At 63.1% G+C, this 13619-nt stretch carries 10 protein-coding genes and 1 tRNA gene; 7 read left to right on the forward strand and 4 right to left on the reverse strand.

Annotated elements, in window-relative coordinates:
- Positions 1-29: 29 nt before the first annotated feature.
- Together AC3A6P_RS10985 and AC3A6P_RS10990 are read right to left on the reverse strand one after the other, a co-directional pair.
- Positions 30-236, reverse strand: coding sequence for a tyrosine-type recombinase/integrase (locus tag AC3A6P_RS10985; RefSeq protein WP_487691927.1), 207 nt, complete (start codon positions 234-236; stop codon positions 30-32).
- A gap of 696 nt (positions 237-932) precedes the next feature.
- A tRNA-Tyr gene (locus tag AC3A6P_RS10990) sits at positions 933-1015 on the reverse strand.
- A gap of 136 nt (positions 1016-1151) precedes the next feature.
- Here AC3A6P_RS10990 and AC3A6P_RS10995 point away from each other — a divergent pair.
- On the forward strand, positions 1152-1643 hold the full coding sequence (locus tag AC3A6P_RS10995; RefSeq protein ID WP_487691517.1) for a YajQ family cyclic di-GMP-binding protein: 492 nt from the start codon (positions 1152-1154) through the stop codon (positions 1641-1643).
- 17 nt (positions 1644-1660) lie between these two features.
- Here the strand turns inward: AC3A6P_RS10995 and AC3A6P_RS11000 are convergent, their stop codons facing one another.
- Positions 1661-2917 carry an MFS transporter gene (locus tag AC3A6P_RS11000; protein WP_487691518.1) on the reverse strand — a complete coding sequence of 419 codons (1257 nt, stop codon included), beginning with the start codon at positions 2915-2917 and terminating at the stop codon, positions 1661-1663.
- Between the two features lie 156 nt (positions 2918-3073).
- Here AC3A6P_RS11000 and AC3A6P_RS11005 point away from each other — a divergent pair, with 156 nt between their 5' ends.
- The 6 genes from AC3A6P_RS11005 (at position 3074) to AC3A6P_RS11030 (ending at position 12057) form a co-directional block, all read left to right on the forward strand.
- Positions 3074-4606 carry a flavin-containing monooxygenase gene (locus AC3A6P_RS11005; protein WP_487691519.1) on the forward strand — a complete coding sequence of 511 codons (1533 nt, stop codon included), beginning with the start codon at positions 3074-3076 and terminating at the stop codon, positions 4604-4606.
- A gap of 2537 nt (positions 4607-7143) precedes the next feature.
- Positions 7144-8391 carry a fibronectin type III domain-containing protein gene (locus tag AC3A6P_RS11010; protein ID WP_487691520.1) on the forward strand — a complete coding sequence of 416 codons (1248 nt, stop codon included), beginning with the start codon at positions 7144-7146 and terminating at the stop codon, positions 8389-8391.
- A gap of 19 nt (positions 8392-8410) precedes the next feature.
- Positions 8411-8608, forward strand: a complete 198-nt coding sequence (locus AC3A6P_RS11015) for a dTDP-4-dehydrorhamnose 3,5-epimerase family protein (protein WP_487691521.1) — start codon at positions 8411-8413, stop codon at positions 8606-8608.
- A gap of 399 nt (positions 8609-9007) precedes the next feature.
- Complete coding sequence (locus AC3A6P_RS11020; protein ID WP_487691929.1) at positions 9008-10048, forward strand: NAD-dependent epimerase/dehydratase family protein; 1041 nt, start codon at positions 9008-9010, stop codon at positions 10046-10048.
- A 43-nt stretch (positions 10049-10091) separates the two neighbouring features.
- On the forward strand, positions 10092-11111 hold the full coding sequence (locus tag AC3A6P_RS11025) for a transferase (protein ID WP_487691931.1): 1020 nt from the start codon (positions 10092-10094) through the stop codon (positions 11109-11111).
- On the forward strand, positions 11104-12057 hold the full coding sequence (locus AC3A6P_RS11030) for a TIGR03621 family F420-dependent LLM class oxidoreductase (protein WP_487691522.1): 954 nt from the start codon (positions 11104-11106) through the stop codon (positions 12055-12057). The genes AC3A6P_RS11025 and AC3A6P_RS11030 overlap by 8 nt, the downstream gene beginning before the upstream one ends.
- Positions 12058-12160: 103 nt before the next feature.
- Here AC3A6P_RS11030 and AC3A6P_RS11035 read toward each other — a convergent pair whose 3' ends face one another.
- Positions 12161-13567: a tyrosine-protein kinase domain-containing protein gene (locus AC3A6P_RS11035; RefSeq protein ID WP_487691933.1), complete on the reverse strand. Its 1407-nt coding sequence runs from the start codon at positions 13565-13567 to the stop codon at positions 12161-12163.
- Positions 13568-13619: the final 52 nt, after the last annotated feature.

The raw sequence follows: 13619 nt of genomic DNA on the forward strand, positions 1-13619 counted from the left end.
GGCTGCGTTGCCTTGGCCGCTTAAGTGGTCTAGATGACCTCGTGGCCGAGTTGGGGCTGCACGGCGGGCAGTGGACGGCCGACTTGGATCAGCCAGGACCCGCAGGTGTGGCGGAGGTCGTGGATGCGGGGTCTCTTGGTGAGTCCGGCGGCCTGGGCGCGGGCGACGGCGGGCGCCCAGACGTTGGGGTTGAAGGAGTCGGGCCTGGGTCGTCTCGGGTTATGCCGCCGGCGAATTGGCCTTGGCCACGGCCGGAGTTCCGAACACGATTCGGAATTCGCGAAAAGCTTTCGCCAGTACTATTGGTTTAGCTGCCGGTAGATGAGTGAGCACGAATCTGCCGCCATGTGGCATATATACCAGATGCAGCAATCAGGAGGCGTTGCCATTCGGTCTACTTATCAGCGCTTAAGTGAGGCGGTTTCCGCAAATTCAGAGCCAGCGCCCTCAATTTATCGGAGTCGTCGATTATATCGACTACCGAACCGAAACAATTCCTATTGGAAACGCTTACCGCAGCTTCACTCACAAGCGTAAGAGCTTCAAACATGAGCGGGAACTTTGGGCAATGACCGGTGTTCCTTACCTCAAACCCGGCGACGAGTTCGACAATCCGGATGACCGGAGCGAGGAACGCCAGAAGTGGGGATTCGAGTGGGCCGATGTGGGACCCGCTGTCATCCCAGCAGCGACGGACCTAGACAATTGGTCGAGGCAGTGAAAGTGGCCCCGGGTGCGCAAATCTGGTTTGGCGAACTGATTGGGCAAATCGTGGCCCGTTACGGTCGCACATGGCCGGTCCACCACTCCGACCTTGACTCCACGCCCATCTACTAGCCGCTCGCGCGAGTTTCGCGCGACCTGTGACATTCCGTGACAAGCCGAGTCCCCAGAACGCAGTCAGCCCCACTCGAAAGTGGGGCTGAGCTGCGTGGCAGGTACAGGATTCGAACCTGTGTAGGCGTTAGCCGACGGATTTACAGTCCGCTCCCATTGGCCGCTCGGGCAACCTGCCTGGCTTGCGCCGCTCCCGACCGGATGACCAGGCGGGTTTGGTGCGAGTAGCAGGGTACAACGAGGATGTAGGAAAGACGAAAACGGCCGGTTGTTGATGTAGCGGCGGCCACAGTGAGCAGAGGGGAACGTGTCCAATGGCGGATTCATCGTTTGACGTTGTGAGCAAGGTTGACCGGCAGGAAGTGGACAACGCGCTGAACCAGGCCGCCAAGGAGCTCTCCACCCGCTTCGACTTCCGCGGCACCGACACCACCATCGCCTGGAAGGGTGACGAGGCCATCGAACTGGTCAGCTCCACCGAGGAGCGGCTCAAGGCGGCCATCGACGTCTTCAAGGAGAAGCTGGTCCGCCGCGACATCTCCATGAAGGCCTTCGACGCCGGCGACCCGCAGCCCAGCGGCAAGACTTTCAAGGTCACCGGCACCCTCAAGCAGGGCATCAGCAGTGAAGAGGCCAAGAAGATCACCAAGATCATCCGCGACGAGGGCCCCAAGGGCGTCAAGGCGCAGATCCAGGGTGAGGAGATCCGCGTCAGCTCGAAAAAGCGCGACGATCTGCAGGCCGTCATCGCCCTGCTCAAAGGCGCCGACTTGGACGTCGCGCTGCAGTTCGTGAACTACCGCTAGACGTCCTATTTTCTGCGCTAGAAGCGCAGTTCGACGGGCCCGGGACGGTTGAGCACCCGGGCCCGGCACAGCAGCGCCACCACGGCGCTGATCACCGCGGCCACCAGGAACGCCGCCCGCACCGACACCAGATCGGCCGTCGACCCCAACAGCGCCGCCGCGATGGGCCGCGAACCGAGGAAACCGACCAGCCACAGAGACATGATGCGGCCGCGGTACTCATCGGGGGCGCGGGACTGCACCAGCGTGCTGAGCCCCGTCATCCCCCAGGAGAAGCCACCACCTGCCACGGCGAACGACGCCAGCACGGCGGCGGTCCATGGGCTCGCAGCGATACCGGCGGTGCCGGCCACCATGAGCCACAGGCCTACCGACGCGGTGACCCCGGGGCTCACCCGCTTGGACAGCAGCGCCTGTAGCACCAGGCCGATGGCCGCACCGATCCCGAACGCCGCCGACAGGTATCCCACCAGGCTGGCGCCGCCGCCGAGTTCCTCGGCCATCGACGGCGCCAGCGTCATCGACGGATCTGAGGCGAAGCCGACGATGCTGACACCGAGCAGCATCAGGAACAGCGGGCGGTCGGCCCAGACGTAGCGCAGCGCGGCGCTGACCCGGTAGTCGGTGTCGACCGCGTGCTTCTTGGCCCGCGGGAACTTCACCACCAGCAGCATCACGATGAACGCCAGGTGGGTGGCGGCACTGGCGGCGAACGCGGCCGTCGGCCCCAGATGCGCCAGCGCGAACGCCCCGAGCACCGGCCCGCCGATCCGGGCCAGCGTCAGCGGCACGGTGTTGAGGTTCATGCCGATGGACAGCTCCCCGGGCCGCAGCAGCGCCGGCACGATCGACTGCATGGCCGGCCCGCCCACCACGAAGCCGACGCCCACCACGGCCGAGGCCGCGATGATGGGCAAGGCGGCGGCAAGTCCCTGCGGGTTGTCGGCCAGCACTGACCACGCCGCCAACGACGCCGACCCCACCAGGCACACGATCCGGCCGATCATCACCTGCCGGATGGGGTCACCCCGGTCGGCCCACTTCCCCGCCAACGGGTTGAGCACGAGCTGCGGCACGAACATCGCCACCCCGAGCAGCCCCACCATGAGTGCGGACCCGGTGGCTTGGAACACCACGACGGCGGCCACCAGATTGTGGGTCCACACCCCGGCCGCGCTGACGAGCTTGCCCCAGAACAACGCACCGAACGCCGGATCCATCAGCAGCCGCCATGCGCTGCGGGGTTGTGCAGGTGCAGAAATCTCAGCGGTCACGTCCACACCTGCCTGAGACAACACACCCTTGTTGCATAGCACATGAATGTTTTCGGCAGGAAGTCGTTACCTCCGGACTCTGGCCCAACCAACCGGTGGATGCCTACCCTGAGGTGACCAGCACCACACCATCGGGGAAATACAGAGGTTCATCACGTGACCGCGACGCAGCTGAACTCAGCCAGGCAATCGGTGACCGAAGAAGTCGACGTCGTCATCATCGGCGCGGGGTTTTCCGGGATAGGCGCGGCCTACCGGATCGCCGAACGCAATCCGGACTTGAGTTACGTCGTGCTCGAGCGACGCGAGCAACTCGGCGGCACCTGGGATCTGTTCCGCTACCCAGGGGTCCGCAGCGACAGCAGCATCTTCACTCTGAGCTTCCCGTGGGAGCCATGGACGCGTCGCGAGGGCATGGCGGGCGGCGACCACATCCGCGACTACATGAACCACGCGGTGCGCAAGCACGGCATCGACCGGCACATCCGCTACCGCAGTCATGTACTGGCCGCCGACTGGGATTCGTCCACCGACACCTGGTCGGTGCGCACCGAGACCGAAGGCCAGCCGAAGACCTACCGCACCCGCTTCCTGTTCTTCGGCAGCGGCTACTACAACTACGACCAGGGTTACACCCCGGACTTCCCTGGTATCAACAACTTCGGCGGCCGCGTGGTGCATCCTCAGTTCTGGCCCGAGGATCTGGACTACGCGGGCAAGAAGATCGTGGTGATCGGCAGTGGGGCTACCGCCATCTCGTTGATCCCCGCGCTGACGGAGAAGGCCGCCAAAGTCACCATGCTGCAGCGCTCCCCCAGTTACGTGCTGAGCGGGTCCAGCGTCAACCCGGTCACCGATGCTGTACGAAAGCTGTTGCCGCGGCGTTACTCTCACAGCTTCGCCAAGTGGTACGCGGCCTTCTTCGAAGGACTGATCTGGTTCTGGGCACGCAAGTCGCCGAATTCGATGAAACGGTTCATCCGCCGCCAGGCACTGTCGCAGCTGCCCACGGACTATCCCATCGACGTGCATTTCAAGCCGCGCTACAACCCGTGGGATCAGCGACTCTGCGCGATACCCGACGGCGATCTCTACGAAGCCATCAGCGCCGGACGTGCCGACATCGTGACCGACCACATCGCCCACATCGACGCCACGGGCGTCACCTTGGAGTCCGGCGCGCACCTGGAGGCCGACATCATCGTCACGGCAACCGGCCTGCAGTTGCTGGCGCTCGGCGGGGTGGCCATCAGCATCGACGGAGAAAAATTCAATCCACAGGACCGTTTCGTGTACAAAGCCCACCTTCTGGAGGATGTCCCCAACTTGGCGTGGTGTGTCGGATACACCAATGCGTCCTGGACGTTGCGGGCCGACATGACCGCCCAGTCGGTGGCCAAACTGCTGGCCTACATGAACTCTCGCGGCTACACCCATGCCTATCCGCATCTCGGTGACGAACCGATGCAGGAGAAGCTGGCCTGGGATATCAAGGCCAACTACGTGTTGCGCAATCCCCACGCGCTGCCCAAGTCGGGCACCAAGCGTCCGTGGAATGTGCGGCAGAACTTCTTCGCCGACGCCATCGACCACCATTTCGACCGCATCGACGAGAGCATGGTGTTCGGTCGTTCCGCCGAGGTACGGCCCATCACGCCGTCGGTGAAGGCCCCCGCGATCGCCGGATAGTGCCTGGCGGTGGTTGCGGCGCCGGCCACCACGATGGGCACGGTGACAGCCAAGTATGTCGACCCCTCGACGACATCAGCTGGCACCGGCACCGGTCGGTGACCGTCGCCGCAACCACCGCGGCGGGAACGGTTCCCCGCGCGGGCAGGTGTTTCTGCCCGGCCGAGCAACCCGAGTTCGTCAGCGCCGACGTGACACGGTGAATGTCCGACATCGCAGGAGCGATGCCGGACGTGGCCGGTTGACCACCATGGCGAGCGTCGCCATCTGTCCGCATACTGCCACTCTCACCGAGCAACCCCCGCGATTGACTGAACCGGACATTACGCGACATCCAAAGCTTTTGCACAGTTTCAGCACGCGCATTCCAAGCACTGTCGATGCGAGCGAAAACCCCCGCCTGCGCTGCTGGTTTGCTGAAATCCCGTTGCGCAGACAAGGAGTTTTCGAATTCAAGTACCGCTCCTGGAACTCGACATGTGTTAGCTCCGGGCAACTTTCCGGCAAACATCGGACGACCGTCTCGCGATTGACGCACTACAAAACGTGTCGCGAGCCGGCGGCGTCCTCGCAATCCCTGACCTTTACGACGGCCGAAACCCATCCTGACGCCGTTGCAATAGCCGTGATCTGGCCGTAGCAAGACCTACCCGTTGCGCTACTTCAGGTTTGGCGACCTGCGCAGGCGGAAAACTCTCTGACATACCGGCTCGGGGCGGCCGTCAACCCGTAATGCCCGCGCAGCGTGGTGGCGGTGTACTCGGTCCGAAAACACCCGCGCCGCTGCAGGATTGGCAACGGGTCCCTTGAGCGCTGCGCGCAACGGAGTTACTGGTCGACAGCACCGGGGCCGTTGCGGGCGTGGCGGCTATCAACGCCCGGCCCGCCGAGAGTACCGCGTGCAGGGCCGAGGCTGTGGTGCGCTGCCGACCAGCGGCTGCGGCTTCCGACCGGAGGCCCTGGGGTTTGAAATGAACACCGGTGACGGCGCGCACAGCCCGCTGCCGCCCCCGAATCTCAGGCCCTGATCGCGCTCTGGGCTCAACGCCAGCCGGAAGGTGCTGCGATACCGCTCGTCGGGGCGTTGCACGTCAGAAGCAGCGATGCGATGAACGCCGTTCACGAACCCCGACGGGCGAGGGCGCCAGTCGCCTCCGAACTGAGCCCCAATACTCGAGCAACACCTCGACCATCGATCGACAGAAGGCTACGGCAATGACATTGGTCATAGCCCGATGGCGCACGCCATCACCACAATGCGATAGCTGACGCAGGTTGCAGTAATTTGCTGGACAAGGTAGCTGCAACGGTAGGTGCACTTGCAATGCGTAGACCCGGCCGCAGACCGGTTCGCCTAAGTAGTCGAAGAGCAGCGAGGTGGGCGCAATCGCTACAGAACGTTAAATCGCTGGTGCACATATGAATCGGCGCGGCAACCAAGTCGGCTTGGCATCCGGGACGGAGGACGATACCCTCCTAGCCAGCCAAAGGATTCAGAAATAACGGGTTGCGGTCCTGAAGCCCTACGATAGCCGCACTGGGTAGCGACAGACCCATCACAAGCATTACCCAACCCCATTTAGATCGCGGTCGCTCCATCAAGAGCGCTCGGTTCCTTGCGCTGCCCAATCGAGCCCAGGAGAAGCATGGCCGCCGAACAAAGTATGGATATGGGAAGCCAGCACGTGAGGACGCCGGACACTCCCCCCTCTCAGGCCAAGCCTGGAGCCACCCACGGCTTCGCGTGCTACGTCGCCCACGCTGGCGCGCTCGCCGTCGCGTTGGGCATAGGGTCCGCGCTAGCGCCAAGTGTGGCGGTAGCGCACGCATTGCCGCATGAAGCCCACTCTTCCTCTCCTGCAACCGAATCCGACAGTCAAGGTATGTCGTCGTCACCAAGATCCGGAGCAGATCGAGGCTCGGCTTCAGCTACAAGGGACGACGCTGACACTGGTTCCGATGCCGCCGACGACACCGCACCAGGCCCTAGCAGAACCGGCAAAGAGAACGATGCCGATGTCCTTGCCGCCGACGATCCTGGGCGTGATGAGGATTCTCCTGGACTCGGCCAGCGGTCGCATGATGACGAAGCCGAGGAATCGACCGCCGCTCCGGCAGAACCGTCGAAGAAGTCCCGAGGAAACCAACAGCCCGCCCCCGCCGGAGACCCTCTGGGCGATGACAGCAGGCAACTCCGGCTCGAGTCAACTCGCCGTCTTGGGCTGACCGTGACCAGAGACGGAGGCGACCCCGCCACTGCCAGTGAACCTGCCGCCGTTGACGACACGGATCGCGCCGAGCCTGCGCCACGACCTGCAACCATTGCTGTGAACGAGCAGTCGGATCCCGAATCATACAGGCGATCAAAGGTATTGGTCTCGCCAGCGAGACTGAGCTCTCTGACGCTACCGCCCGCCAACCCTGCCGCGCCAAACACGCCAGCCGCGCCAATGACGTTATGGACTCTGCTGGCGTCGACGGATAGGCAGCTTCGACAAACCTCCGACAATTCCGCCCCGACCATCGGCTACGACCCGTTGGGGAACAGCCTGGTCGACGGAATCGATTACACCACCGGCATTCTGGCGATCGATGACCACGAGAATGACCCACTCGAGTCGACAGTTACCAACCCGACGCACGGCCGGACCAAGCCCGCTACTCCCGCCGAGCCCGCTGTCACCCCCTCTGCCACCTCGGTTCTGGTCACCTGGACAAAGCAGAACGGTGGCAGTTCGGCGATCACGCGCTATTCCCTGCGGTACCGGTCTACTGGTGGCACTTGGATGATCGCACCGGACGCTGCTGCTACCGCCACGTCGGCGACGATCACGGGTCTTCTCCAGAACACCGGCTACGAGATCTCGATGCGAGCATCCAACGCAGTAGGTAACTCGGCTTGGTCGGCAGCGAGACTGACCAAGACCACCGGGGGCACGGCCACGATCGTCCCCAACCCGGCTCCCGAAACCCCTCCGATCGGTAACATTCTGTGGCAGGACAGGTTTGACGCTGCCCCGAACGGGCAGCTTACGAAAGCCTCCGGCGATGCGATGTTCGGTCGGACCGCGGCCGGGACCAGCGCCACCACCTACCGGTACGGAAGCATCCACATCGACCCGGAGGGCGGCAAGTTCCTTCGTCAATCCATCCCCGCAGGCACACTTGGCGGGTTTGTTGTCGCGCCCGTGCTCAGCCAACCCACCGATCACGCCATTCTCAACTACGACATCCGCTTTGACCAGAACTTCGACTGGCGCTGGGGAGGCAAGATGCCCGGATTGGTGGGCGTGGCTCCGGGACACGGAATCTACGAACCGACCTCTGGCAGCCCGAACCGGAATATCGGCTTCTCCACCCGACTCATGTGGCACGGCCGCGGCGACGACGGGACCCGCCCGTTTCAAGGCAGCCTCGGACCGATCAAAACAGGTACCGACAATGACCTCGTGACGTATATCTACGCCAAGAGCCCGTCGACGGGCTTCAACGGCTACGGCTGGCACACCAGCTTGGCCAGCGAAATGAAGCGCGGGCAGTGGCACCGCATCACCATGGAGGTCGACCTCAACACCGTCGGTAAGAGCGACGGCGTATTCAAGGTGTGGATCGACGACAGGCTTCGCTTCAGCGCCACCGACTGGCAGTACCGCGCCAGTCCCGACGTGGAAATTCAGGCGGTCCTCTACGACATCCACCGCGGCGGGGGGACCGTTCCCCCGAGCTGGGTCAGCTCGCGCAACAGCTATATCGACATCCGCAACATGGTGGTCAACGAACTGTGACTTCACCTGTGACCACCCGGTGCAGCGACTTTTCTCCTGGATTCCCAGCCGCGTTCCGCACGGACGTTTCGAGCAGGGCGAGTCGGAGTTCGTTCGATGTGCCACCGGCGCCGTTCTTGACCTGTTCGTCGATATCCGATGTGATTCACCGAAGTTCGGTGACCACGACGCATTCCGTCTAGGTGGGTTCAGGCACAGATCACCAAGGCTGACGTAGTGCTATCGGATCGATCACCCCACGACCCCACCGAAGATCTGGCGGTCGCGTATGACGACCGAGACCTGGACATCGAGTGGCTGCTGCCAGTTTCGGCGACCTCGGCCCCGAGTTGGACCCGGCTGCGTTCTCGACCCGACCAAGCCAAGGTGGTTACGCGCTGAAACAACAGCAAACAGTTCTGAACGATCGATCGCCTTGCCACCGGCGCCATGAAAGACTCCTAGCTACACCTGAACCCGCAAAGCGCCAACATTCTCTCCAAAAGGCTTCCGCATAACGATTTTTCAGGTAGTCGACAGTGGTGCGCAGCACAACGGCTTGCGCATAGACTGAGAAATTCGGCAATACCCCGGAGGATAGCGGAGAGTGCCGGAAGACACCGATGGGGAAGCCGTTATGCGGATATTGGTCACTGGTCACCAGGGGTATCTAGGCACCGTCATGGTGCCTCTCCTCATCGGGGCAGGGCACGACGTGGTCGGCCTGGACTCCGGGTACTTCGCCGACTGCGTACTGGGACCCGAACCGCAGGACCCGCCTGGATGGCAGCTGGATCTGCGCGATGTGAAACCGGAGCACCTGCGGGGCTTCGACGCGGTCGTTCACCTCGCCGCGTTGTCCAATGACCCGCTTGGTCGTCTGGCGCCCCAGATCGCCCACGACGTCAATCACCACGCATCGGTGTTGCTGGCTCGGTGCGCGAAGGATGCTGGTGTACAACGATTCCTGTACGCCTCCACTTGCTCGGTCTACGGCGCCTCTGGCGAGGGGCTGGTGAGCGAAGAGGCCGCACTCGCACCGTTGACCCCGTACGCCGAAAGTAAGGTCCGCGTAGAGAAAGACGTCGCCGACTTCGCCGACGGATCCTTCTCGCCGGTCTTCCTGCGTAACGCCACGGCTTTCGGATTCTCTCCACGCCTTCGTGCCGACATCGTGTTGAACAATCTTGTTGGCCATGCCGTGTTGACAGGCGAAGTGCGTGTGCTCTCCGACGGCACGCCGTGGCGTCCATTGGTTCACGCCCGGGACATCGCGAAGGCGTTCCTGATCGCACTGGAAGCACCAGTCGAAGCAACACACTGCCGCGCCTTCAACGTCGGAACCGAGGCCAACAATGTGAGCGTTGCCGAGATTGCACAATGTGTGGTTGATGTGGTGCCCGGCGCCAAGCTCTTGATCACCGGCGAGAATGGCGCCGACTTACGTTCGTACCGAGTCGACTTTTCTGCCTTCAGAAATGCGGTCGGGTATGAGGCCGACTGGTCCGTGGCAGACGGTGCCGCCGAGTTGTACAACGCCTACTTGTCGACAGGCTTGACCGCCGACGGGTTCGCCAACTCGTTCACCCGTCTGGCGCGACTCAACGCTCTGGTCGCAGCCGGAGTCGTCGATCAGTCGCTGCGTTGGGTGCGGAGCGATGCCCCAGCCCAGGTGTAGGGCGTGCGGCCATACCGAGCTGAGCCGGGTGCTCGATCTAGGCATGGTTCCAGTGGCCAAGCACTTCCCGTTGGCGCGTGAGCCAGTACGGGCGGACGAGGCGGCCTACCCCCTCGCGATGGATCTGTGCAGCAGCTGCGGCCTTGCCCAACTTGCCGGCGACGACACCGTTAGCGTCGAGCCGCGCGGAATAGAACCGCAAGCCTTACAAGACCAAGCCGCAGCTGCCATCTCCCTGGTCGAGGCGGCAGGCTGGCTCCGCGGTGACACCGTGCGCGAATTCGGCAGCCCTCATGGAGGAACCTGGATCCCGCTCCTGACCGCACGCGGCTTTGCCACCGCCACGGGCCAGACAACAACAGTCTTGGATTCGTTCGGCATCATGCACGCCCCGGATCAGCAAGAAGCGTTTCGTCTCCGGGCGCAATCCACTGCGCCTGATGGAGTGTTACTCCTGCTCTATCATTCCCTTGCCACCATCGTCAGCAAGGGACAGTGGAATTCTCTGCGAGACGGCCACTTTGCCTACTATTCACTGACCGCTCTGAGTCGACTGCTGAGCACAGTCGGCATGCAGATCGCCACTGCATGGGAGTTCGACCTCTACGGCGGAACAGTCCTGATCGCCGTAGTACACGGGGACGTCGAACCTGATGACACGGTGCGGCGCATCATGGTGTCCGAGCAGACACTGGGTATCACGGACAGTTCCGTCGTCGGCGGCCTCCAACGCAGCGCCGATCTTCACGTAGCATCGTTACGGGGCTGGCTGGACGCCGCAGCAGCCGCCGGACACGTGGTCTTCGCCTACGGCGCCGCCTCGCGTGCGGTGTCCTTGTTCAGCCGAGCGCAGCTCGACTCGCGGCTCGTCACAGCAGTGGCCGATGCGTCGCCTGCCAAACAAGGCAGACGGATGCCGGCCACAAATATCCCGATCGTGTCGCCGGAGGACTTGGTCGCCGCCAGACCAGATTTCGTCTATCTCACACTTCCCGATCTCCTCCCCGAAGTCAGTGCGCGGTACCCCGAGCTCGATGGCCGGTGGAAGCTCGACGATGGCTGAGCGGCTCCGCTTCATCACACCGATGCCACGACTCACCAGCGACGGCGAGGCGTGGGTTGCCGACCTGCGCCGCCTCGAAGATGCGGGGTTCGACACGGTCTGCATCTCGGAGCACTTCACTCAGGGGTGGCAATTATCCGCCCTTGCGGCAATGGCCTTCGCGGCCGCCAGCACATCGCGCATCCGCGTCCAGAGCCTCGTGCTGCAGAACGACATGCATCATCCGGCCCTGCTGGCCAAACAGATCGCGACAATCGACGTGCTCTCCGGCGGTCGAGTCGAGCTCGGGATCGGCGCGGGATGGAACCGGGATGACTATCTTTCAACCGGTCTGCCCTTCGATGACGGCCCCACGAGGGTCGCACGCTTGGCCGAGGCTCTCCACATCATCCGTGACTACTTCACCGGTGACCCAGTGCATTTCGCGGGTGACCACTACCGGATTGACCACATGGAAGCACTGCCGCGGTGCAGCCAACGTCCGAACCCGCCGATCCTCGTCGGCGCAGGTGGGCCCCGGATGCTGGAGCTTGCCGGCCGTATGGCCGATATCGTCGGGATACACGCCACGACGAGCCGCGGTCAGATCGACGCCACGTCAGTGCGGGACCTGACGGCCGTTTCGATCAAGGAGAAGATTTTGCGGGTTCACTCCGCCGCCGCGTCCGCTGGGAGGCCGTGCCCGACCATTCAGTTCACCTCCTACCACGTCCGGGTCACTGACGCTCTGGGCGGCGCCGACGGGCCTCGATCGTCATGGGACGCCAAGATCGAATCAGCTCAGGATTTCTTGAAGGGCTCACCCGCAGTTCTGGTGGGTTCCGCAGCGCAATGCGCGGACACACTGCTGGAGTGGCGCGCCCGATTCGGCATCACCTATTGGCATCTCGGCCAAGACGCTCTCGCGGCAACCCGCATCATCGAAGAAGTCCGCTCTCGCGAATAGAGCGGGTGAGGTCATCTCCGCGACCTTCGAGTACGCAACCGACGCGCACTGAGCCTGCAGGCAGCCGGCGTTGTTCTTCTCCGTAATTTCAGGGCGGGCCAGGTCAATTCCGGCGATTGGCCGCCTTGACGCTCCGTTTGAGCAGATCAGGCACGGGCGCGAAGGTGGTCACTACACCCAGAATGTCGGCGCCGACTTTGTGGAGGCTCTCAACAGCTGACTCGAGATCGTCAACGGTAACATCGCCATACCGGGCGACGATCACCACCGCGTCACTGTAAGTCGCAGCGATCGCCCCATCGGTGAACGCCAACAGAGCGGGGGTGTCGACGAGTACGAAGTCGTAGAGCTTACTGACTTGGAGGAAAATTTTCTCCGCGCTGTCGGAGCTGAGCAGCTCACTAGGACGCGACGACCGTAGACCCGCCGGGATGACAGCAAGACGCAGCGAACTCGGGATGACGACGATGTCGTCGAGCCCGCATGTCCCCGCGAGCGCGTCGGCCAGCCCCCGTTGCCCAGCCATACCAAGACGTTCCGTCAAATGGGCATCACGTAGATCCGCATCCACGATGGCGACCCGATGACCGGCATCCGAGAGCGCCACGGCCAGCCCGACGACCGTCGTCGTCTTGCCATCACCCAGGCCTGCGCTGGTAACCGTCACGATGCCCGATGGGCTGTCCTTGAGCGCGTATGAGAGATTGGTGCGGAGTTCTCTGAAGCCTTCCATCACGAAGGCGTCGCTGGTGACGACTTCGACCGGATCAGTTGAACGTTTCCGAGACTTCGGAACAGAACCAAGCGGGGGCCGACCGGTGATGGCAGCGAGCTCACCGGGCTCGCGCACGCTCCGATTGGTCCGCCGCCGGAGATTGGCCAGCACCAAACCGATCGCGAGCCCAGCCAGGGCGCCAAGTCCGGTGTTGCGAAACGTATTCGGTGCCACGGGAGCTTCTGGAGTAGTCGCCGGCTGGACGAGGGTCACCGTAGGCCTCGGTGTCGAAGGTGCCGTCTTGAGTTGCAACTCATCCACGAAATCAGCGAATTCGAACGCGGTGGCATTCGCGATCTCCCTGGCCATCGTGGGTGATGAGTCGGTGACTGTCAGGTTGATGAGAACCGTCTCCGGCTCGACGGTCGCCTCCACCTTCTCTGCCAGCTGAGCCGGTGGCAGGTCGAGACGAAGACTCTCCACCACTCGTTCGGTGACGGCTTGACTGGAAGCAAGCCGTACCAGCGAGAGGGCCATCTGCTGTGACGCCGAAGTCTCCTGATAGGAGGCGTTACTCACGGGAGCGCCACCGGTTGTGGAGACGAACATACCTGCGCGCGCCGTGTAAGTGGGTGTCGCAGTGGCGGATACGGCAAATCCCAGCAGAGCGCCCACCAACCCGCACGCGAGGCCCAGAACCCAATAATTGCCGCTTATAGGAGGTGGTAAAGATCGGTTTCTCACGTGGACCTCCCCATCAGATGGTTGTTTGACAATGCATGACCAGCGGCACATCGTGGACAACAGCGGATGTATACGGGGCGGATGTCCAGCTCCTGAACAGTCA

This window comes from Mycobacterium sp. Soil_C_30, from assembly GCF_057656995.1.